The organism is Pseudarthrobacter enclensis (assembly GCF_030811655.1).
Lineage (GTDB): Bacteria > Actinomycetota > Actinomycetes > Actinomycetales > Micrococcaceae > Arthrobacter > Arthrobacter enclensis_A.
Window position 1 is genome coordinate 196,508 of sequence record NZ_JAUSRE010000003.1, and the last position, 21,921, is coordinate 218,428.

Annotated in this window: 19 protein-coding genes; 7 read left to right on the forward strand and 12 right to left on the reverse strand. The window is 66.7% G+C overall.

Features of this window, described 5'->3' with window-relative positions; translation table 11 throughout:
• Nucleotides 1–2 precede the first annotated feature (2 nt).
• Nucleotides 3–1,169 (reverse strand): RtcB family protein, encoded by a 1,167-nt coding sequence (locus J2X98_RS04320; RefSeq protein ID WP_307304602.1) that lies wholly within the window; start codon nt 1,167–1,169, stop codon nt 3–5.
• Nucleotides 1,170–1,243: 74 nt separating this feature from the next.
• Between J2X98_RS04320 and J2X98_RS04325 the strand changes: the two genes are divergently transcribed.
• Nucleotides 1,244–1,681, forward strand: a complete 438-nt coding sequence (locus tag J2X98_RS04325) for an SRPBCC family protein (protein ID WP_307304605.1) — start codon at nt 1,244–1,246, stop codon at nt 1,679–1,681.
• 90 nt (nt 1,682–1,771) lie between these two features.
• Here the strand turns inward: J2X98_RS04325 and J2X98_RS04330 are convergent, their stop codons facing one another.
• Genes J2X98_RS04330 through J2X98_RS04350 form a run of 5 tightly spaced genes read right to left on the reverse strand, consistent with a single transcriptional unit; the run spans nt 1,772 to nt 7,507 of the window.
• Nucleotides 1,772–3,181 (reverse strand): sulfate adenylyltransferase subunit 1, encoded by a 1,410-nt coding sequence (locus J2X98_RS04330; protein WP_307304608.1) that lies wholly within the window; start codon nt 3,179–3,181, stop codon nt 1,772–1,774.
• Nucleotides 3,181–4,125 (reverse strand): sulfate adenylyltransferase subunit CysD, encoded by a 945-nt coding sequence (gene cysD, locus J2X98_RS04335; protein WP_141942934.1) that lies wholly within the window; start codon nt 4,123–4,125, stop codon nt 3,181–3,183. Before cysD ends, J2X98_RS04330 begins: the two co-directional genes overlap by 1 nt.
• Nucleotides 4,122–4,850: a phosphoadenylyl-sulfate reductase gene (locus J2X98_RS04340; protein ID WP_307304612.1), complete on the reverse strand. Its 729-nt coding sequence runs from the start codon at nt 4,848–4,850 to the stop codon at nt 4,122–4,124. The genes cysD and J2X98_RS04340 overlap by 4 nt, the downstream gene beginning before the upstream one ends.
• Nucleotides 4,850–6,595 (reverse strand): nitrite/sulfite reductase, encoded by a 1,746-nt coding sequence (locus J2X98_RS04345; RefSeq protein ID WP_307304615.1) that lies wholly within the window; start codon nt 6,593–6,595, stop codon nt 4,850–4,852. The genes J2X98_RS04340 and J2X98_RS04345 overlap by 1 nt, the downstream gene beginning before the upstream one ends.
• A 54-nt stretch (nt 6,596–6,649) precedes the next feature.
• Entirely contained in the window at nt 6,650–7,507 is an 858-nt protein-coding gene (locus J2X98_RS04350; protein ID WP_307304617.1) for a sirohydrochlorin chelatase, read from the reverse strand.
• Nucleotides 7,508–7,568: 61 nt separating this feature from the next.
• On the opposite strand from J2X98_RS04350, the gene J2X98_RS04355 reads away from it, so the two are divergent.
• A complete protein-coding gene (locus J2X98_RS04355; RefSeq protein ID WP_141942942.1) occupies nt 7,569–8,222 on the forward strand; it encodes a trimeric intracellular cation channel family protein in 654 nt (217 codons plus the stop codon).
• A gap of 52 nt (nt 8,223–8,274) precedes the next feature.
• Nucleotides 8,275–8,703: a hypothetical protein gene (locus tag J2X98_RS04360; RefSeq protein ID WP_307304620.1), complete on the forward strand. Its 429-nt coding sequence runs from the start codon at nt 8,275–8,277 to the stop codon at nt 8,701–8,703.
• A 105-nt stretch (nt 8,704–8,808) separates the two neighbouring features.
• Here J2X98_RS04360 and J2X98_RS04365 read toward each other — a convergent pair whose 3' ends face one another.
• From J2X98_RS04365 to J2X98_RS04380, 4 genes are all read right to left on the reverse strand, one after another.
• Nucleotides 8,809–9,660, reverse strand: a complete 852-nt coding sequence (locus J2X98_RS04365) for a type IV toxin-antitoxin system AbiEi family antitoxin domain-containing protein (RefSeq protein ID WP_307304622.1) — start codon at nt 9,658–9,660, stop codon at nt 8,809–8,811.
• A gap of 443 nt (nt 9,661–10,103) precedes the next feature.
• On the reverse strand, nt 10,104–11,204 hold the full coding sequence (locus J2X98_RS04370; protein ID WP_141942948.1) for a polyprenyl synthetase family protein: 1,101 nt from the start codon (nt 11,202–11,204) through the stop codon (nt 10,104–10,106).
• Nucleotides 11,201–12,532, reverse strand: a complete 1,332-nt coding sequence (locus J2X98_RS04375; RefSeq protein ID WP_307304627.1) for a geranylgeranyl reductase family protein — start codon at nt 12,530–12,532, stop codon at nt 11,201–11,203. Before J2X98_RS04375 ends, J2X98_RS04370 begins: the two co-directional genes overlap by 4 nt.
• 3 nt (nt 12,533–12,535) lie before the next feature.
• The gene (locus tag J2X98_RS04380; protein ID WP_307304882.1) at nt 12,536–13,312 is read right to left on the reverse strand and encodes a demethylmenaquinone methyltransferase; all 777 of its coding nucleotides are present in this window, start codon (nt 13,310–13,312) and stop codon (nt 12,536–12,538) included.
• Nucleotides 13,313–13,436: 124 nt separating this feature from the next.
• On the opposite strand from J2X98_RS04380, the gene J2X98_RS04385 reads away from it, so the two are divergent.
• The 4 genes from J2X98_RS04385 to J2X98_RS04400 all read left to right on the forward strand — a co-directional run bounded on the left by J2X98_RS04385 (nt 13,437) and on the right by J2X98_RS04400 (nt 17,745).
• The gene (locus J2X98_RS04385; RefSeq protein WP_307304631.1) at nt 13,437–14,837 is read left to right on the forward strand and encodes an isochorismate synthase; all 1,401 of its coding nucleotides are present in this window, start codon (nt 13,437–13,439) and stop codon (nt 14,835–14,837) included.
• Nucleotides 14,838–15,026: 189 nt separating this feature from the next.
• Nucleotides 15,027–15,980 carry an ABC transporter substrate-binding protein gene (locus tag J2X98_RS04390; RefSeq protein ID WP_141942956.1) on the forward strand — a complete coding sequence of 318 codons (954 nt, stop codon included), beginning with the start codon at nt 15,027–15,029 and terminating at the stop codon, nt 15,978–15,980.
• Between the two features lie 35 nt (nt 15,981–16,015).
• Nucleotides 16,016–16,972, forward strand: a complete 957-nt coding sequence (locus tag J2X98_RS04395; protein WP_307304634.1) for an amino acid ABC transporter permease — start codon at nt 16,016–16,018, stop codon at nt 16,970–16,972.
• A complete protein-coding gene (locus J2X98_RS04400; protein ID WP_307304637.1) occupies nt 16,969–17,745 on the forward strand; it encodes an amino acid ABC transporter ATP-binding protein in 777 nt (258 codons plus the stop codon). Before J2X98_RS04395 ends, J2X98_RS04400 begins: the two co-directional genes overlap by 4 nt.
• A gap of 98 nt (nt 17,746–17,843) precedes the next feature.
• Here the strand turns inward: J2X98_RS04400 and menD are convergent, their stop codons facing one another.
• Together menD and J2X98_RS04410 are read right to left on the reverse strand one after the other, a co-directional pair.
• Nucleotides 17,844–19,622 carry a 2-succinyl-5-enolpyruvyl-6-hydroxy-3-cyclohexene-1-carboxylic-acid synthase gene (gene menD, locus J2X98_RS04405; RefSeq protein ID WP_373460827.1) on the reverse strand — a complete coding sequence of 593 codons (1,779 nt, stop codon included), beginning with the start codon at nt 19,620–19,622 and terminating at the stop codon, nt 17,844–17,846.
• A 100-nt stretch (nt 19,623–19,722) separates the two neighbouring features.
• Complete coding sequence (locus tag J2X98_RS04410; RefSeq protein ID WP_307304640.1) at nt 19,723–21,789, reverse strand: PhoX family protein; 2,067 nt, start codon at nt 21,787–21,789, stop codon at nt 19,723–19,725.
• Nucleotides 21,790–21,921 lie beyond the last annotated feature (132 nt).

Below are 21,921 nucleotides of genomic sequence, written 5' to 3' on the forward strand. Positions count from 1 at the left end.
ATTCAGTTGCCTTTGACGTTGACCAGCTGCCGCAGCTTGTGCCGCACCGTCACCAGGTCTGCGGCGTCCTGCATGACTTGATCGATCGGCTTGTACGCAGCCGGAATCTCATCAATGAACGCCTCCGACGCACGGAACTCGATCCCCCGCATGGCCCGCTTCAGTTCCGCCAGTGTGAAGGTCTTCCGGGCCGCGTTGCGGGAGTACTCCCTGCCGGCGCCGTGCGGGGAGGAGTTCAGGGACGCCGGGTTGCCGCGGCCTTCCACCACATACGACGCCGTTCCCATGGACCCGGGGATCAGTCCGGGATCGCCGAGGCCGGCTTTGATGGCGCCCTTGCGGGATACCCACACCCGCTTGCCGTAGTGCGTCTCCTGCTCCGTGAAGTTGTGGTGGCAGTTGATCCGTTCCAGCTCCCGCACATTCCCGCCCACCCAGCGGCTGAACTGGGCGGTGACGCGGTCCATCATCTCCTCCCGGTTCAGCAGCGCGAAGTGCTGGGCCCAGCGGAGTTCGGCGATGTACCGGTCAAATTGGGGCGTGCCTTCGTCCAGATAGGCGAGGTCGGGATCAGGCAGGTAGGCCTGGTGCTTGCGGCCGACGTGCCGTGCCAGGCCGATGTGGTGCTGGGCAATCCTGTTGCCGATGCCCCGCGAGCCCGAATGCAGGAAGAGCCATACGCTGTCGTGCTCATCCGCCGAGACTTCGATGAAGTGGTTGCCCGAGCCCAGGGAGCCCAGCTGCAGCTCCCACTTGGCCACGTACTGGGCCGGGTTGAAGCCGGCCTTCGCCGCCCGCCGCTTCAGCTCGGCGATCCGGGACTCCGCCGTGGGAAGGACGGTCTTGTTGTTGTGTCCCGCAGACAACGGAATGACCCGTTCGATGTCCTCCCGGAGGCTCTTCCGGTCCTTTGGCAGGTCCTGCACGGAGTACTGGGTGCGGACGGCGATCATCCCGCAGCCGATGTCCACGCCGACCGCGGCGGGGATAATCGCGCGGAGCGTGGGAATAACCGACCCCACGGTGGCACCCTTGCCCAGGTGCGCGTCCGGCATCAGCGCAAGGTGCGGGTAGATGAACGGCAGGTCCGCCGTCATGACCGCCTGCTGGCGGGTCTTGTCATCCAGGATGGACGCCCAGTTCAAGAGCTTGGGGCTGATGGTTTCCACTGCCGCCTCCCGCCGCGGTGACCAGGACTAGGGTAAGTCCTAGGCTAACCCCGCCTTCGAGAGGAGAAGCAGCCATGGTCGACGTCCAGACGGAAATCCACATCGACAGGCCGCGCGCCGACGTGGCGGACTTCGCGGCGGACCCGGACAACGCGCCCCGGTGGTATGTGAACATCCATTCCTCGCAGCGGTTGGACGGCGGCCCGCTGGGCCCGGGCTCGAAGGTAGCCTTCACCGCGAAGTTCCTGGGCCGGGAGCTCAACTACACGTACGAGTTCGTGGAGTACGTCCCGGGCGACAAGCTGGTGATGCGCACGGACCAGGGCCCCTTTCCCATGCAGACCACCTACACGTGGACGGACGACGGCGGCGGGACCCGGATGACGCTTGGCAACAGCGGGAGCCCCTCGGGTTTCTCCCGGCTGGCCGGGCTGGTCCTGGAACCGATGATGCGCCGCGAGAACCGGAAGGACCTGCAGCGGCTCAAGGCGATCCTCGAGGGGCGCGGTTAGTCCTGCCTTTAACCGCCAATTCGCCGGAACGCTGCCGGGATCGCCGTTCAGGAACGGCGACCCCGCAGGGTTCCGGCGAATTGGATGAGCCTAGATGCTGTAGCGCTCGTCCTCGTGGTCGCCCGGGTGGTCCTTGACCAGGCCGGCGGCCAGCGTGTTGCCGTCCAGCGGATCGATGACCAGGAACGCGCCGGTGCGGCGGTGGTGCAGGTAGTTCTCCAGCGGCAGCGGCGCGGCGAGCCGGAGCTGCGCGTGGCCGATGTCGTTGAGCTCCAGGTTGGAGGCACCCTCGAGCTTGAAGGTGGCCAGGTCCAGCTTCCCGGACACGCTGCGGACCATGGCCTGCACGGTGCGGGTGCCGTGCTTGACCAGGACTTTCTGGCCTTCGCGCAGCGGCTTGGGCGAGAGCCAGCACAGGGCTGCGTACAGGTCGGCGGAGGCTTCGCGGACGGTGCCGGCGGCGGCGATGGTGTCACCGCGGGCGACGTCGAACTCATCTGCCAGCCGGATGGCCACCGACTGCGGGGCGGCGGCTTCCGCCAGCGAGGCACCGGCGAAGTCGATGCCCACCACAGTGGTGGTCCGCGGCGCCTGGCCGGGGGTCAGCACGGACACCTGGTCCCCCACCTTCACGGACCCCTCGGTGATCTGCCCGGCATACGCGCGGTAATCGCGGTACGCCTCCACGTCCAGGCCTGCGGCGACGGCGTCGGGAGCCAGGGCGCCCTGCGGCCGGATGACCAGCTGGACCGGGAAGCGGAAGCTCTCCAGGTGGCTTTCGAGCTCATCCGCGGCCGGGAGGGTTTCGAGGACCTCGAGCAGGGCGGGGCCGGTGTACCAGGGGGTCCGTTCCGAGCGGTCCACCACGTTGTCGCCGTCGAGCGCCGAGACCGGGATGACCAGGAGGTCGGAGATGCCGTCCGCGCCGAGGCCCAGTTCGCGGCCCACCTGCTGCACGTCGGCTTCGATGTCGCGGAACACGGATTCGCTGAAGTCCACCAGGTCGATCTTGTTCACGGCCACGATCACGTGCGCCACGCGCAGCAGCTGCAGCACGGACAGGTGCCGGCGGGTCTGCTCCAGGACACCCTTGCGGGCGTCAATGAGTACGACGACGGCATCCGCAGTGGATGCGCCCGTCACCGTGTTCTTGGTGTACTGCACGTGCCCGGGGCAGTCGGCAAGGATGAAGCTGCGCCGGTCGGTGGCGAAGTAGCGGTAGGCCACGTCGATGGTGATGCCCTGTTCGCGTTCGGCGCGCAGCCCGTCGGTCAGCAGGGCCAGGTCGATCCCGCCCTTGTCGCCACCGAAGCCGCGGTCGGCCGAGGTGCGGGCGACGGCGTCGAGCTGGTCAGCGAGGATGGCCTTGGAATCGTGGAGGAGGCGGCCCACCAGGGTGGACTTGCCGTCGTCGACCGATCCCGCGGTGGCAAAGCGGAAGAGGGTGGTGGGCAGGGCTTCGTTGATTGAGCCCGCCGGGATCTCAGAAATCGTGGTCATTAGAAGTACCCATCCTTCTTGCGGTCTTCCATGGCGGCCTCGGAGATGCGGTCATCTGCGCGGGTGGCGCCACGTTCGGTCAGGGTGGAGGCGGCAACTTCAACCACGACGTCGGACACCGTGAAGGCGTTCGACTCCACGGCACCGGTGCAGGACATGTCGCCCACGGTCCGGTAGCGGACGGTCTTGGTGATGACCTCTTCGCCCTCGCGGGGCTGGGAGACTTCACCCACAGCCCGCCACATGCCGTCGCGGGCGAAGACCTCGCGCTGGTGGGCGTAGTACAGGCCGGGCAGCTCGATGTTTTCGCGCTCGATGTAGCGCCAGATGTCCAGCTCGGTCCAGTTGCTGATGGGGAACGCGCGGACGTGCTGGCCCACCGTGTGGCGGCCGTTGTAGAGGTTCCACAGCTCTGGGCGCTGGTTGCGAGGGTCCCACTGGCCGAATTCGTCGCGGAGGCTCAGGATGCGCTCCTTGGCGCGGGCCTTGTCCTCGTCGCGGCGGCCGCCGCCGAACACGGCGTCGAACTTGTTCTGCTGGATGGCGTCCAGCAGCGGGACGGTCTGCAGCGGGTTGCGGGTGCCGTCGGCGCGCTCTGCCAGCTCGCCGCGGTCGATGAACTCCTGCACGGAGCCCACCACCAGCTTCAGGCCCAGGCGCTCAACGGTGCGGTCGCGGAAGGCGATGACCTCGGGGAAGTTGTGGCCCGTGTCCACGTGCAGCACGGGAAACGGCACCTTGCCCGGCCAGAACGCCTTGGTGGCCAGGTGCAGCATCACCACGGAGTCCTTGCCGCCGGAGAACAGCAGCGCGGGCTTCTCGAACTCGGCAACCACCTCGCGGATGATGTGGATGGCCTCGGACTCAAGGGTGTCCAGGCTGGACAGTCGGGTTGAGACGCCGGCCTCGGTCACCTGGGTCTCCTCGGTAAGTGAAGTGCTCATACGTGTAGTCCGCATTCTGTCTTGTCGGTTCCTGCCCAGCGGCCGGCGCGGGGATCCTCGCCGGGCGCCACCTTGCGGGTGCAGGGCTGGCAGCCAATGGAAGGGTAACCCTGGGAAAGCAGCGGGTTGACGGGCAAAAGGTTGTCGTCCGAGTACTGGACCAGCTGGTCGAACGTCCAGGCAGCCATGGGGTTGACCTTGACCAGGCCGTTCTTCTCGTCCCAGCTGACCAGCGGCGTGTTGGTACGGGTGGGGGCCTCGTCGCGGCGGACGCCAGTGAACCAAAGTTCGTAGCCGGCCAGGGTGCGCTGCAGCGGCGCCACCTTGCGAAGGGCGCAGCACTGGGCGGCGTCGCGGGCGAAGAGGTCCTTGCCCAGCAGCCGGTCCTGCTGCTCGACTGTGTTCTCCGGCAGCACGTCCACCACGTTGACGCGGAGGTTTGCGGCTACCTCGTCACGGGTGGCGTAGGTTTCCGGGAAGTGGTAGCCGGTCTCCAGGAACAGGACGTCGACGCCGGGCATCTGGTCCGCGACCAGGGCCGGCAGGACGGCGTCGGCCATGGAGCAGGCGACGGCGACGGCGGGCAGGTCGAAGTTGCGCGCCACCCAGGCGATCACGTCCCGGGCGGGAGCGTCCCAGCCGAGCTCGGCGGCGCCGGCTTCGGCCAGGGCCTTGAGCTCTTCCTTGGAACGGAGCTTGGGTGCGGGTGCGAGATGCTTTGCCATTACTGCAGTGCCTCCTCGTCTGCTGCGTGGGCCCATTCGGCGAAGGTCTGGCCTTCGGCGCGGTCGGCCACGAAACGCCGGACCACGCGCTCCACGTAGTCGGGCAGGTCGTCGACGTACACCTTCAGGCCGCGGACGGTGCGGCCCAGGCCTGCTTCCTCACGGTCGTTGTTGGCCAGGCCGCCGCCCAGGTGCACCTGGAAACCCGGGGAGGGATCGCCGTCGGGCGTTGGCAGCATCATGCCCTTGAGACCGATGTCCGCCGTCTGGATGCGGGCGCAGGAGTTGGGGCAGCCGTTGATGTGCAGCGACAGGGCTGCGGGCAGCTGGCCCGAGTCGGCGAGGTCGGCCAGGCGGCGCTCCAGCTCGGCCACGGCCGTGGCGGCGGTCATCTTGGTTTCGACGATGGCCAGCTTGCAGTACTCGATGCCGGTGCACGCGATGGTGCCGCGGCGGAACACGGACGGTCGGGCGGACAGGCCCAGGGCGTCCAGCTCCGCGATGAGCGGCTCCACATGCTGCTTATCGACGTCCAGCACCACGATCTTCTGGTGCGGGGTGGTGCGCAGCCGGTAGGAGCCGCGGGCCTCCAGGGTGTCGGCGAGCTTGACCAGGCCGGAGCCGGACAGGCGGCCGCCCAGCGGGGTGGCGCCGATGAAGAACTTGCCGTCCTTCTGTTCGTGCACGCCCACGTGGTCGCCCGGGGTGGCGGGCTTGGGCGCTGCCGGGCCGTCGGCCAGCTTGTAGCCCAGGTATTCGTCCTCAAGGACCTGGCGGAACTTCTCCGTGCCCCAGTCTGCCAGGAGGAACTTCAGGCGGGCCTTGGTGCGCATGCGGCGGTAGCCGTAGTCGCGGAAAATGCTGGTGACGCCCAGCCAGACGTCTGCGGCCTGGTCGGGCTGGACGAAGGCGCCAAGGCGCTTGCCCAGCATCGGGTTGGTGGACAGCGCGCCGCCCACCCACAGGTCATAGCCTGCGCCGAGCTCCGGGTGGCGGACCCCCACCAGGGCGATGTCGTTGATCTCGTGGACCACGTCCTGGCTGGGGTGGCCGGTGATGGCGGTCTTGTACTTGCGCGGCAGGTTGGACACGATCGGGTTGCCGATGAACCGCTCCCCCAGCTCCGCGATGAGAGGGGTGGGGTCGATGATCTCGTCCTTGGCGATGCCCGCCACGGGCGAACCAAGGATCACGCGCGGGACGTCGCCGCAGGCTTCGGTGGTGGACAGGCCAACCGCTTCGAGCCGGCGCCAGATTTCGGGGACGTTCTCCACCTCGATCCAGTGCAGCTGGATGTTCTGGCGGTCGGTGACGTCGGCGGAGTCGCGGGCAAAGTCCACGGAGATCTGTCCGATGACGCGCAGCTGCTCGGTGGTGAGCGCGCCGCCGTCGATCCTGACCCGGAGCATGAAGTACTTGTCTTCAAGCTCGTGCGGTTCCAGCGTGGCGGTCTTACCGCCGTCGATCCCCTGCTTGCGCTGGGTGTAGAGGCCCCACCAGCGGAACCGGCCGTGCAGGTCCTGGCTGGGGATGGCGTCGAAGCCTTCCTTGGCGTAGATGGACTCGATACGCTCGCGGACGTTCAGGCCGTCGTCTTCCTGCTTCCAGGTTTCGTTGGCGTTCAGCGGCGTCTTGCCGTCCACTTTCCACTGCCCGTGCGGCTTTGCGGCGGGGCGGGACGGGCGGGCGGGGCGCTTGGCGGCAGCGGAATCCGCCGACGCTCCGGCTAGAGCTGTATCAGTCATGCATCGACTGTAGGGCGGGGCCGAATACCGTCACAAAGGCCCGGAAACGCTAAGTCACCTAGGGAAATATTTCGTCACGAAACGCCGGACGGCCTTGAAGAACCCACCCTGCTGTGCATCGGCCGGAGCCTGGTTTTGGGGTGGGGAGGGCACCTCCGGAGCGGGCGCCACGGTCATCTGGTTCAGGGTGGCGACGGCGGCGTCGTACCTGTCCAGCGCAATCTCGGCGAGTACCGGGGACGGCAGCAGGGGTTCGGTGACGACGTCGGCACCCGCCTTGGCCAGCTGGTCGTGGAAGAAGCCCGGCGCCAGGAGGTACGAGGCAACCACCACGCGCCCGCCGACGTCGACCGCTCCGGCGGACTCCCCCGCACCGGCACCTCCGGCGAGCTCCTCGCGGAGCATGGCGACGGCGTCGGGCACGGACGGCTGGGCGGAGGCACCATAGGCTGCCACCATCCGGTTGGACCGGAGCTGCTGAAGCTGGCCCAGCAGCTCCTCGACACTGACGGCAGCGTTGGGATTGGACGAACCCGCGGCAGCCAGGACAATCACGTCGTTGTCCGTGGTGCCGGCCTCGCGCAGCCGCTGGTCCAGGAGTTTGGCAAGGCGCGGGTCGGGGCCGAGCGGCGCGGCGGCGGCACTGCCCGGCCGGCTCTTCACGGCTCGGGCGATATCCACCTTCACGTGGTAGCCCACGCTCAGCAGGAGCGGAACAACGACGGCGGCCTCCCCCTCCGGCAGGCCTGCCACCACGTCCACCAGGTCAGGCTGCTGGACGTCAACATAGGCTTCGCGGACGTCAAGCCCGGGGCGCAGTTCCGCAATGGCGGCCCGCAGGGCGTTGACCTCGGCAGCTCCTTGTGTGTTCGACGTCCCATGGGCGCAGGCGATCATGATGGGGCTGTTCATAGGGGCTAGCGTAACGTTGGAGCCGCCCTGTCCGCGCTCTTTGAAATACCCGGGACGCCCCATGACATTCGCCTTTGACAACTCCCCGGTGTGGCTGGATCTGCTGGGCGTGTTCTTCTTTGCCGTCTCGGGCTCGCTGCTGGCGGCGCGGAAGCAGATCGACATCGTCGGATCCCTGCTCCTGGCATCACTGGTGGGCCTGGGCGGCGGCGTGATCCGCGATGTCATCCTCGTCATCGTTCCGGCAGCCTTCACCAACCCCGCGTACCTGGCACCCCCGCTACTGGCCACGGTCCTGGTGTTCTTCCTGTTCTCCAGCGTCCAGCGGTACACGTCCCTGCTGATCCTCTTCGACGCCGCAGGCCTGGCCCTGTTCTGCATGACCGGCACGCTCAAGGCCCTGGCCACCGGACTGAACCCTGTGGCATCGGTGCTGCTGGGCGTGACCACGGCCGTGGGCGGCGGGCTGCTGCGCGACATCACGGCAAACGAGGTTCCGGAGCTGTTCAACCCAAAAGACATCTATGCGCTGCCGGCGTTCCTGGGTTCCTCCCTGACCGCGGTGCTGTGGGTCCTGGGCGTGTTCAACGTGCTGACCGCCGCGGGAATCGCCGCCGTGGTTTTCACGTTCCGGGTCCTGGCATGGCGCCGGTCCTGGCAGGCGCCCCTGGCCGTCCGGGGCTGGCACCGGCGGGCCACCGATTCGGGGCTCTGAGAGTTATCCTGCCTGTCATTTTGGGGTGGTCCTGATTGGCTAGGATATGAGCATGACTGACATGTTCCTCGAGAAGTTCAAAGCGCTTGTTCCGAAGTATCTCGAGGATGAATGGCAGGAAGCGGACGGCCTGACCCCCGAGGAACTGGACAAGGCCCTTGCCGACCACCAGTTCCAGATCCCCCTGGTTTTGCGCGAGTTCTACCTGGCCCTGGGCGGCTGCGAGGACCTCATGGAGGCGTACCACTACTTCTGGGACCCCGAGGAGCTCGAAGTCGATGACGAGGGCATCCTCATGTTCCTCGAGGATGAAGAGGAACAGTTCACCTGGGGCTTCCGCGTAGGCGACCTCAGCGTCCCGGACCCCATCGTGTACCGCCGCAACAATGCCCGCGGCCAGTGGAAGTCAGAGGAAGGCACCTTCTCGGAGTTCGTCTTCGACATGTTCGAGTGGGCGTTCGAGGACGAAGAGGAAGAGTAGGCCTCGCCTACCCGGAATGCGTCACTTTCAGGCCTGCTGATTCCCGCGCCCACTGAGTTTGCACGGGCGCCGGCCCAGCAGCAGTACGTAAGCTACGCATTCCGGTCACGCCTCCGGCCGCACACCGGCAGGAACGTGTCCGCTTCGCCAGAGTTCCAGCACTGCCATCACCTCAGCCACCATGGACTCGGGCGCGTAAACAACATCGTCGTAGTAGTACCGCAGCACCAAGTAGCCGCCCAGAATGCTGCGGTTGTTGCGCCGTTGGTCCCGCTTGACGGATTTTGGCTCAAAATGGGTGGCGCCATCAGTCTCGACGACAATCAGGTCCTCCACCAGGAAGTCCACCTCACCAACCCCGGGTATCACCACATGCCGTTTAACCCGCAATCCTGCACGAATGAAATGCGTGTTCGCGAGGACCTCCAGCAGTGAATCGGCCCGTGGAATAACCAGGTCGAGGGTGGAACGCACCGGCCCGTTGCGGCGGCCGCAGCATTTTGAATAGAGGAAGTCCAACGAGATACTGCCGCTTCCCACAGCTGATTGCACCATGACAAGAGCCTCGAATGCCGGCAGACAGTGCAGAGCATGGAGCAGGACATCTGCAAGGCCAACCACGGGGAGCCAACTGTGAGCGGGATGCTTTGGACGGCCGTGGTCGGTCAGGCCCGGCGTTTTGGCCGGGTGGCTGCGGCAAAGGTGTACTGACGTAGCCTCAGTGAGCGTCCAGAGTTGGTAGACCGGCGCCGCGGACAGGCATGTGAGCCAGCCGCCCGCCGCCAGGGCGGGAGTGAGAATGCCTCCCTCCGGCACTCCATAGATGCCCCGCCGGATTCTGGTGACCAGACCGAGCTCCACGGCCTGCCTCACCCCCGCGCGGCTGAAACCTGCTTTCCTCAGGTCCCCGGACCGGGCCACTCCCCCGCGCCGCCGCAGGTAATCGGTGATGTCCATTCGTCGATGGTGGCCTGCTGAGCGCACAACCGCCGGTGGAGGGCGGTTGTATGTGGATACTTCGGCCTCGTCGCCAACCGGAATGCGTTACTTATGCGCTTCTTCTGCGACCGGCAATCCGTAAGCAGGCGTGTTTGGGAATTCCGGCGCCCAAAAGTCACGCATTCCGAACGAGCCCCCATCGCATGCCCCACGACAGCCGCATGCCCAGCAGGAAAAGCCGATGACATCCCTGGTAAAAAGCGACTTGCATATTGTGACAAAGCTGTCATAAGCTATTCACGGATCCGCTAAACGCCTCCGGCGGGTCTGATGCGAACGGAGAGATAGCCCCGGTTCACAGCAACTTCGGATGCTGGGAACCGGGGCTATCCCGTTAAAGCAGGAAGCCCGGCACCGGGTGGCAAACTCACACCAGCGGCACCGGGGCTCCTGCCTGAAAATCAGCTGGCGCGGTCCACCACTGCCCGCGCGAAGTTGGACAAGGACTCCTTGACCACGCCATCGGGCAGCGGCGCCAGGGCGGCGATGGCCTCGTCGGCCCACTGCCGCGCCACTACCCAGGACTCGGCGGTGACCGGATGCTCGCGCAGGCCTGCGACGGCGGCAGCCAGGGCTTCGTCGGAGGACAGGTCGCCGTCGATGAGCGTCAAAAGGTCGACGGCGGACTGGTCGCCATCCTCGGCGGCCTTGCGCAGGAGCAGCACCGGCAGGGTGGGCACCCCTTCGCGGAGGTCCGTCCCCGGCGACTTGCCGGACTTGACCTTGACGCCGGTGACATCAATGACGTCGTCGGCGAGCTGGAACGCCACGCCCACCTTCTCCCCGTACTCCACCAGCACGTCCTCATAGGCGGCGTCGGCCCCGGAGAAGATGGCACCGAACTGTCCTGAGGCCGCCACCAGCGAGCCGGTCTTGTCAGCGATGACCGACAGGTAGTGCGCCACCGGATCCTCGCCGGGGCGCGGGCCGACGGTCTCGTGCAGCTGGCCCAGGCAGAGCCGTTCGAAGGTGCGGGCCTGGATGCCGAGCGCGCGGCCGCCCAGCTCTGAGACCAGGATGGAGGCGCGGGCAAAGATCAGGTCACCGGTAAGGACAGCCACCGAGTTGCCCCACACCTCGTGCGCCGTGGGCGCTCCGCGGCGCAGCGGGGCGGAGTCCATGACGTCATCGTGGTAAAGGGTAGCCAGGTGGGTCAGTTCCACTACGACGGCGGCCTGCACCACGGCGGGCAGCGACGCGTCACCGAGGTGGGCGCAGAGCAGGGTCAGCAGCGGCCGGATACGCTTGCCCCCGGCTTCCACCAGATGGCGCGACGTTGCGTCAGCCAGGGGATCCGAGTTGGCGATGGCTTCGCGGAGTTTCTTCTCCACCTTGGCCAGGTTGGTGGTGATGGCCGGGCCCAGCTCGGCATCCCCCGCGATGGCCGCAAAGCCTGCCGGCAGCTGGAGTCCGGTGGCGATGGCCGTGGTGTTGAGGCTGGGTTCGGAGTCCGGCAGGCCGTGCCCGGCGTGCGTCCAGCTGTGGTCTGCGGATTTGGTCACGGGTTAACCCTAACTTTTTGTTGCGGATACCGCTGGTTCGGAGCTGGCGGGGTATTGGATGTGGCTGGAACCAGCGCTTCCAGGACGCGGATCACCCGGTCCTCGAAGCCCTTCGCGGCGGGGTCCGTGAGATTGGCGAGGAGCCGGACCACGAACCTCATCAGCACCGGAATCGGCATGCCGGTCCGGAGGGCCAGTTTCATGACGGCGGGCTTCCCGATCAGCGCGGCGAAGGCCCGGCCCAGGGTGAAGTGCGATCCCCACTGGCCCCGCACGTAGTCCGCGTACCTCGACAGGTGCGCGTCGGCGTCGTACGCCCCGCCCGAGGCAGCCAAGCGCGAGGAGGCGTCGATGATGAATTCCGCGGCGAAGCGCGCCGATTCCATGGCGTAGGAGATGCCCTCGCCGTTGAACGGGGAGACCATGCCGCCGGCGTCGCCGAGCAGGAGCAGGCCGGGCGAGTAGTGCGGGGTGCGGTTGAAGCCCATGGGCAGGGCCGCGCCGCGGATCTCGCCCACCTGGTTCTCCGGCGTGAAGCCCCACTCGGCGGGCATCCCGGCGGTCCACTCGCGCAGGACCTGTTTGTAGTCGAGCTTGCCGAATTCCTTGGAGGAGTTCAGGATGCCCAGGCCCACGTTGGAGGTGCCGTCGCCCACGCCGAACACCCAGCCGTAGCCGGGCAGCAGCTTCCCGTCGCGGCCGGGAAGCTCCAGCCAGCCTTCCATCCAGTCGTCATCGGTCCGCGGCGAGGTGAAGTAGGTGCGGACGGCGACGCCGAGGGGGCGGTCGTCACGCTTCTGGATCCCAAGGGACACGGCGGTGCGGGTGGAGTTGCCGTCGGCAGCGAGGACGACGTCGGCAGGAAACTCGCGCGTCTCCCCCGTCTTGCGTCCGGACCCGTCAAGGAGCGCTGCGCGGACCCCGGTGACGCGGCCGGCGTCGTTCCGGAGGGCATCGGTGACGCTGTGCCGCTCGAGGATGGTGGCGCCGGCAGCCTCAGCGTGCCGCGCCAGTTCCTCGTCAAAGCCCAGCCGGGTCCGGATGAGCCCGTACTGCGGAAAATCGGACACCTCGGGCCAGGGCAGCTCGATGGTGCGGCCGCCGGCGATCAGGCGCAGGCCCTTGTTCCGCCGCCAGCCGTCGTTCTCGGGGTGCGGCAGGCCCAGCTTCTGGATCTCGCGGACGGCGCGCGGGGTCAGCCCGTCGCCGCACACCTTCTCGCGCGGAAACGAGGTCTTCTCCAGGACCGTGACGTCGATGCCGGCCTTGGCCAGGTAGTACGCGGCGGTGGATCCGGCCGGCCCCGCGCCGACAATCAGTACCTTCACAGGTCAGCGGACGATATTGCGGCGCAGCTTGGCCACCGGGCCCTTGTGCGCGGCGATGGCGGCAGCGGCGCCGTTGGATGCGGAATCCGCGGGCTTGAACGCACGGTGGACGGCCACGATGCCGCCGGTAAGGTTGCGGTACGTGACGTTCTCCCAGCCGCTCTCCTGCAGCCATGCGGCCAGGTGGTCCTGGTCCGGCCAGGCCCGGATGGACTCGGCGAGGTAGACATAGGCGTCCGGGTTGGAGGCCACTTTGGTGGCGATCGCGGGCAGCGCGCGCATCAGGTATTCGGTGTACATGGTGCGCCACAGCGGAACCACGGGCTGCGAGAACTCGGCGATGACCACACGGCCGCCGGGCTTGGTGACGCGCAGCATCTCCTTCAGCGCCTTCTTGGGCTCGTTCACGTTACGCAGGCCAAACGAGATGGTGCTGGCGTCAAAGGTGTTGTCCGCGAAGGGGAGGTTGGTGGCATCCCCCGCGACGAAGTTGATGTCGGGGCGGCGGCGCTTGCCCACCTTGAGCATGCCCAGGGAGAAATCGCAGGCCACCACGTCTATGCCGGCATCGGCATACGGCTCGCTGGAGGTGCCGGTTCCGGCCGCCAGATCCAGGACCCGCTGGCCCTTGGAAACTTCCATGGCGTCCACCACGATCTTCCGCCAGCGGCGGGTCTGCCCCAGGGACAGGACATCGTTGACGACGTCGTATTTCGGTGCGACGTCGTCAAACATCGTGGCTACTTCGTCCGGACGCTTATCCAAGGATGCTCGGTTCACCATGACATTGTCTCAAATGTTCGGCAGCCTGCTGACCAGCCCTGCTTCACGGCGGAGGCACTGTGCGGGCGTGCCGGAGGCACAGGGAAGGCCGCGGTGTACGCGGGAGTAGTGTTGTCTCATCATGACGAGCACGTTCCGCACCCTGACGGTCCCCCTGGATGGCAAAGCATTCCCCGGGGGACTGCCTTCGTTTCTGGTCCGGGACGATGTCCTCTGCTGGACGCGCCGCGAAGCCGGACTGGCGGGTTTCGGCGAGATCGCACGCTTCACCTCCACGGGGCCCGACCGGTTCCTGGAGGCCGACATCTGGTGGCGGCACCTGGTCCTCGAAGCCGAGGTGGCGGACTCCGTGGAGCTGCCCGGCACCGGACCGGTCGCTTTCGGCTCCTTTGCCTTCTCAAAGACCTCCGCCCACGAGTCGCGGCTGATCGTGCCGGAGATCGTGGTGGGGGTGCGGGACAACCAGGCGTGGCTTACCCAGCTGACGTTCGACGGCGGCCCGCTCACCGGAGAGACCGCCCACGCCGTATTGGACCGCTGGCTGGGCGGCGGTTCCGCGGCTGCCCGGGCCGCGGAAGGCACGACGGCGGCAGCGGACTCCGCCGGGGACGCTTCCCTGGGTGACGTGGCCGGCCAGGCAGGCGGCGCCGTCGTCCGCCCCCTTCCGCTGGCTGCCGGCGCAACGCTGCATACAGGCTCGCTGAGCGAGGAAGCCTGGATGGAGGCCGTTGCCGCGGGTGTTGCCGAGATCCGCACGGGCGCCCTGGAGAAACTGGTGCTGGCCCGGGACGTGGTGGCAACTATTCCTTCCGGCGTACATGCAGCAGACGTGCTGCGCGAGCTCGCCGCCAGGTACCGGGAATGCTGGACCTATGGCGTGGACGGACTGGTGGGGGCAACCCCAGAGATGCTGATCCAGGTGGAGGGGCGCACCGCCCAGGCCCGCGTTTTGGCCGGCACCCTGGACCGCCGGGACGCGCATGGCGAGGACGGGCCGCCGATGGACTACGCAACGCGCGTGCTGGCCGGCTCGGAAAAGCAGCGGCACGAACATGAGATCGCCATCCAGTCGCTGACAAAGCAGCTGGCGCCGTTCTCGGAGGCGATGAATGCCCACGATGAGCCCTTCATCCTGGAGCTGCCCAACGTGTGGCACCTGGCGTCCGACGTCAAGGCCGAACTCACCGAGGTGGAAGGCCACGTCCCCACCTGCCTGGCCCTGATCAACGCCCTGCATCCCACCGCCGCAGTCTGCGGTACCCCCACGCTGGTGGCCGGCGAACTGATTCGCAAGCTGGAGCATCTGGACCGCGGCCCCTACGCCGGACCCGTGGGCTGGCTGGACGCTGCAGGAAACGGTGAGTGGGGCATTGCGCTGCGCGGTGCCGTGATCGAAGCTGCAGACACCGTACGGCTGTATGCCGGCTGCGGCATCGTGGATGGCTCCCAGCCGGAGGCTGAACTGGCGGAGACATGGGCCAAGTTCCGGCCGATGCTCGAGTCCCTGGGCATCAGCAGCTGACGTTCCTTTCCCGCCCGAATGGGTAAGAAGTCCGGGATGCCAGACAAGTCCGTCGCGGAAGGGGTTGATTTTCACCCCATTACAGTTATCCAATAGTGAAACTTAGTTGCGTGTGACGTACCTCTCTTGTTGAGCGTTACACTATAAGCCGCGTTAGTACCTCATAGCCCCTGCAACAAAAGGTAAGAAATGCAGACTCCCCGTACCCTCCTGGGCACCACCAAGCTGACCGCCGCCACTATGATCGCCATCAGCGCCCTGGCCCTCTCAGCGTGCACCAACGCCTCGGAAACGGGTCCCTCCAGCGCGGCCTCCTCATCGGCCAGCGCCAGCACCAGTTTTGATCCCACCACGGTCAAGAAGGACGACGCCCTGGCCGCCATGGTCCCGGACGCCATCAAGTCCAAGGGCACCATCACCGTTGGCTCCGACACCAGCTACGCCCCCGCCGAATTCCTCGGTCCGGACGGCCAGACTCCTGTCGGCTACGACGTTGACATCGCCAAGGCCATCGGCGCCACCCTGGGCCTGAAGGTACAGGTCCAGACCGCGGAGTTCACCGGCATCCTCCCGGCACTGGGCCCCAAATACGATCTGGGCATCTCCTCCTTCACCATCAACCCGGAGCGCCTGGGCGCAGTGAACATGGTCAGCTACTTCAACGCGGGCACCGCTTGGGCCGTGAAGAAGGGCAACCCCAACAAGTTCTCCCTGGACGACGTGTGCGGCAAGTCCATCGGCGTGCAGACCGGCACCGTCCAGGAAGACCCGGACCTGGCCGACCGGAACAAGAAGTGCGTTGCTGACGGCAAGAAGCCGATCGACATCGTCACACTGAAGAACCAGACGGATGTCACCACCCGCCTGGTGAACGGCAGCATCGACGCCATGGCCGCCGACTCCCCCATCATCGGCTACGCACTGACCCAGACCAACGGCCAGCTTGAGAAGCTGGGCGACGTCTACGACTCCGCTCCGCAGGGCATTGCCGTGGCCAAGGCTGACACCGCCTGGGCAGACGTCATCCAGAAGACCGTCACCAAGCTGATGCAGGACGGCTCCTACAAGAAGATCCTGGACGGCTGGGGCAACTCCGAGGGCGCCATCAGCAAGTCCGAGGTCAACCCGGCGGTTAAGTCTTGAGTTTTCGCGTTACCGACGACAAGTCAGGCGTGCACATGGAACACCAACATCGGGATGCACCGATACTGAACAACCCAGTACCGGTGCGCCACCCCGGCCGGTGGGTCAGCGCCATCATCATCCTTCTGCTGGTTGCAGGATTCCTGCAAAGCCTGTTCACCAACCCCAACTTCCGCTGGGATGTTGTGGGCACCTACATCCTGGACGTAAAAGTCGTCCAGGGTGTGGGGTGGACCCTCCTACTGACGGTCGCGTCCATGGTGCTGGCCATCGTCCTCGCCATCCTGCTGGCCGTCATGCGGCAGTCCGACAACCCGGTGTTCCGCTGGACCAGCTGGGTGTGGGTGTGGTTCTTCCGCGGCACGCCTGTCTACACGCAGCTCGTGTTCTGGGGCCTGGTGACGGTTCTCTACCCTGCCATTACCCTGGGCATCCCGTTTGGACCGGAACTCTTCAGCTACGCACTGTCGGATCCCAGCAAGGGGCTGATCCCCGCGATCCTCGGCCTGGGCCTCAACGAATCCGCCTACCTCGCGGAGATTTTCCGGGCCGGCCTCAAGTCCGTGGACAAGGGCCAGCAGGAAGCCGCCGAGGCGCTGGGCATGTCCAAGGGCAAGATCATGTGGCGGATCATCCTGCCGCAGGCCATGCGGATCATCGTTCCGCCCACCGGCAACGAAACCATTGGCATGCTGAAGACCACCTCGCTGGTCCTCGCGGTTCCGTTCACGTTGGACCTGACGTTCGCCACCAACGCCCTTGCGAACCGCATCTACCTCCCCATTCCGCTGCTGATCGTTGCGGCATTCTGGTACCTCCTGGTTACCAGCGTCCTGATGGTCGGCCAGCATTACCTTGAGGCCTACTACGGCAAGGGCGTGGACAACGCCGCCCCCGCAGCGGTGAACCCGGCTGCGGCGAAGGCCGCAGGTGCCGGCGCCGACGCGCACCGCTCAATGAAGACGGACTTCCCCGAGGAGAGTGCACGATGACGATCACAGCAGTAAAGCCGCTGGTGAAGATCGAAGGCCTCCACAAGTACTACGGGCACCACCATGTGCTCCGGGGCATCGACATGACCGTCAACCAGGGCGAGGTGTCGGTGGTGATCGGACCTTCGGGTTCCGGCAAGTCCACCATGTTGCGCTGCGTGAACCTCCTGGAAACCATCAGCGCCGGCCGGATCTCGGTAGGCGGCCAGCTGATCGGCTACCGCGAGGTCAACGGCAAGCTCCACGACCTGAAGACCAAGGAGATCGCCGCCCAGCGCCGCGAGATCGGCATGGTCTTCCAGCGCTTCAACCTGTTCCCGCACAAGACCGCGCTGCAGAACGTCATGGAAGCACCCGTGCACGTGAAGGGCCAGTCCAAGTCCGTGGCGCAGAAGCGTGCCCTCGAGCTGCTGGACCGGGTGGGGCTCGGTGACCGCGCCGGACACTACCCCTCACAGCTCTCGGGCGGCCAGCAGCAGCGGGTTGCCATCGCCCGGGCGTTGGCCATGGAGCCGGAGCTCATGCTCTTCGACGAGCCCACCTCGGCGCTCGATCCGGAGCTGGTGGGCGATGTCCTGAACGTGATGAAGGACCTGGCAAAGTCGGGCATGACCATGATCGTGGTGACCCACGAGATCGGCTTCGCCCGTGAAGTCGGCGATACCCTGACCTTCATGGACGGCGGTGTGGTGGTGGAGTCGGGCGATCCGCGCGAGATCATCGCCAACCCGCAGCACGCACGCACCAAGGAGTTCCTGAGCCGCGTGCTCTGACGCGGTTCCGCAGTTTCGACGCGCAAATGCCCTGTCGCGGCCGGTATTCCGGCAGCGACAGGGCATTTCCGCGTCATGGGGAATTTTGCGCGTCGTTGCTACTGCCCGGAAAGCACGGCCTCCACGGCGGCGGACACGGCATCCTTTATCCTTGCGTGCAACTGCCGCAGCGACCGGCGGTCCGTGCGGACCTCCACGATGCTGCGCCCCTGGATGGGGCGGGCCAGCGCCTCGGCGAGTCCCGCCGTCGTACTTACCAGGGAATGTCCGACGCCGTACGCTGCGGCGAGTGCCGCGATGTCCACGGAGTGCGGGGTGCCAAAGAGTCGCTCGACGGCGTCCCCGTAGTGTCCGCCTTCCTCCACTCCCCCGTGTTCGAGCAGCCCGAAGATGGCGCCCCCGGCATCGTTGAGGACCACGATGCGCAGGTCCGGCTGCTCCTCCCCCGTGCCGAGGAGGAGGCCGCCGGCGTCGTGCAGGAAGGTGACATCGCCCATCAGGACGGTGGTCTCCTGCCGTCCGCCCAGCGCGATGCCGGTGGCGGTGGAAATGGTGCCGTCGATCCCGGCCAGGCCCCGGTTGGCATAGACGGTGGCGGCGGGATCGGGGGCAGGCAGGCCCGCGAGGTCTACATCGCGGATGCCGTTGGAGGAACCCAGCAGCAGCTGGCCGCGGGCATTTCTCCAGACCAGGGAAGCAACCGAAAGCCCGGTGGCGGCGGCCTCGGCGGATACCACTTGGTCCAGCGCATGCTGCGCGGCAGATCCGGCCAGGAGCCACGTGTCCAGCCACTCGGAGGTGCCGCGGCCGGCAAAATCCGCGAGGTCGGCGAGGTTTTCCAGCGGCAGTTCGGTGCGGCGGCCGGCCTCGTACCAGGCGACGGGAACCGGCTGGTACAGCGCTGCCTCAACATCGGCGCGGGCCAGGAGGTGGGCCACGGGCCGGGACAGTGTGGGCCGCCCGAACAGCACCACGCGTTCGATCGGCTGCGGCGAGTCCGGCCCAAAATGCTCCAGGAGCAGCCGGTACGGGCCTACCGCGTTTGGGCCGAAGCGGGAATTGGAGGACGGTTCGGCCAGCAGAGGGAGGTTATGGGCGCGGGCGAACGCTTCGGCGACTGGGCCGGCATCATGCCCTGCCAGCACCACGGTCCGCCGTTCCGGCAGGGTCTCCGGTGCCGGCGGGAGGTTCATGACCAGCGGTTCGGTGCCCACCCGGTAATGCTGCCGCTCCACGGCCTCCGGCAGGCCCTCTTCCGCCGAAGGAACCAGCGGGTCACGGAACGCGAGGTTCAGCTGGACCGGGCCCGGAGGCAGGTCGGGGAACGCGCCCGTGGCCGCGGAAAGTCCGGTTTGGATGGCGCGCTCGGGACTGCTCCCGGCGGGAACATCCGCGGCGAACCTCACCTGCTCGCCGAACAGGTCCGGCTGCACCGTGGTTTGGTTGGCGCCCGTCCCCCGCAGTTCCTCAGGCCGGTCCGCAGACAGGACGATCAGCGGGACGGCGGCGTGGTTCGCCTCCATCACTGCAGGCATCAGGTTCCCGACGGCGGTCCCTGACGTGGTGAGGACGGCCACCGGGGAGCCGGTAGACAGGGCAAGGCCCAGCGCCGTGAAGCCTGCGGACCGCTCATCGATCCGGACCAGCAGGTCCACCCGGCCGGCGGCGGACGCCTCGGTTAGTGCGTAGGCCATGGGGGCCGATCGCGAACCCGGCGATACCACCACGTGCCGCACGCCGCCGTCGAGCAGGACTTCGACGGCGATCCGCGCTGCAGCAAGCGCCCTCAACTCAGGCGCGGCGCCGGCAGGTTCGGTGGAGCTTCCGGGCACGGTGTCGGCGGAGGTGTCCGGTGCAGGTTCGTTCGGCAAAGTCACCCAACCAGTCTGCCACCCTCCAACGCCCCGCCCCGGATGCCCTATCACTTATGGTCCCTAAACCGGGGTTTTGGGGACCATAAGTGATAGAGCAACGAGACTAGCCGCGGAACACCTGGATCACGGCGGGACGGGGCGCGCGCACCTTGCCGGGTGCCGGCGTCGTGCCTGCCGGGACGTAGTCCGGGAAGAAGGAGTGCGGTGCCTCGAAGGTGCCTTCCTCGCCCGGGTGCTGCACGGAGACGAACACGGTGCGCTCGTCGTCGTGGATGACCGGGCCGCAGGTTTCGGCGTCGCGGGGGACGGAAAGGAACTGCTCCACCTTGCCGCGCTCGGCACCGTCAAGGGTGACCTTGAAGAGGCCGTCGTTGTAACCGATGCCGGAGGGGGCGCCGTCGGTGGAGATCCAGAGGTTGCCCACGGAGTCGAAGGCCACGTTGTCCGGGCAGGAGATGGGCGAGACCTTGTCCGCCGGGTAGCCGGAGAAGTAGGTGACATCGCCCTGCGCGGGATCGCCGCAGACCATCAGGAGGGTCCAGTTGAACTTGGTGGAGGCCTGATCGCCGGTTTCGGTGATCTCCACGATGTGCCCGTCGCGGTTCTGGGTGCGCGGGTTGACCTCCGTGGCACCTTCCTTGGTCCCGGTGCCGCGGTCCGAGTTGTTGGTGCAGACCACGTAGACCTTGCCGGTGTGCAGGCTGGGCTGGACGTCCTCGCAGCGGTCCATCTTGGTGGGGCCCACCTTGTCGGCGGCCAGGCGGGTGTAGACCAGGACCTCCTCGACGGACATGCCCGGGACGGCCGACTTACCGCCTACCACCAGGGGCAGCCATTCGCCAGTGCCGTCGAACGCGCCGTCGGAGGGCAGCGCCCCGGTTCCGGTAATCTCGGCTGCCGGTGAATTGCCCGTGAACTTGGCGACGTACAAGTCCCCCTCGGACAGCAGGTTCATGTTGTGCCTGCGGTCGCCCTCGATGTACTTATCCGCCGAGACGAACTTGTAGAGGTAGTCGAACTTCTCGTCGTCGCCCATGTAGGCCACCACGTGGCCGGATTCGGCCACGATCACGTTGGCGCCCTCGTGCTTGAACCGGCCCATGGCGGAGCGCTTCTTGGGGGTTGAGGTGGGGTCGAACGGGTCGACTTCCACGATCCAGCCGAAGCGGTTGGCCTCGTTCCCGTAGCCCGGGTTGCGGGTGTCGAAGCGGGGGTCGTCCAGTTCCCACTGCCGGGCGGTGGGCTTGGCGGTGAGGCCGTAGCGCTTGTCGCCGGCCGAGGTGCCGCCGGCCACGAAGTAGCCGTTGAAGTTCTCCTCGCCGGAGAGGATGGTGCCCCAGGGTGTGGTGCCGCCGGAGCAATTGCCGAACGTGCCTTTGATGGCGCGGCCCGAGGGATCGGCGACAGTTTTGACGAGGGCCGAGCCGGCAACGGGGCCGGTCAGCTCGTAGGTGGTGTCGGAGAGGTAGCGGCGGTTCAGCGGCGCGCCCTTGACGTAGGTCCACGGCTTGGTGGTGTTCTTGCGTTCCAGTTCCACGACGGCAAGGCCGTGGGCGGCGCGGCCGATGGCCCGGGTTTCGGCGGCGTCGTAGCCGGCGGGAACCATGATGTTTTCGTTGGTGTACTCGTGGTTGGTGAACAGCACGGCGCGGCGGCCCTTGCTGCCGGGGATTTCCACAATGTCCGTGTAGTCGTTGTTGTACCCGAACTGGCGCGCCTGGGCTGCCGCTGTCTGGTTGTCCAGGTCGAACTCAGGGGAATCGCTGAACAGCGGGTCACCCCAGCGGATGATGGGCTGCCAGGTGAAGCCCTCCGGCACGGTGAACGCGTCAACGGCCTTGTCCACCGGCTTGATGGCGGTGAACTGCAGCTTGGAGTTGCCGAAGCCTTCCTTGGCGGCCTTGGACAGGCCGGCGGCGGAGGCGGGTTCGTTGGAAGTCACGGCGGAACCGAGGACGACGGCGAGAGCACCGGCGGCGCCCAGGCCCAGGGCGGCGCGGCGGGACAGGGTGGTGGAGGCGATGTCGCGGAAGTAGCTGTTGGAACTGGTGTTGCAGACCTCGCCGGCGCAGGCGTTGTCGCATTTGAGTGCGCATGTAACGGGGCTGCGCTTGCCCTTGGTATGGCCGAGCATGGGCAGCAGGGTGAATTTGCGGGCAGTTTCAGACATGGGGAACCTTTCAAAGGAATGTCTTTTGGGTGCCCGTTCACCCTTCCAGCCCGTTCTGAAATAACGACGGCCTTCAGATGAATCTGAGGTTAACCCATGAAAAGGCTGAAAGAAACCTGTGAAAGGTCCTAT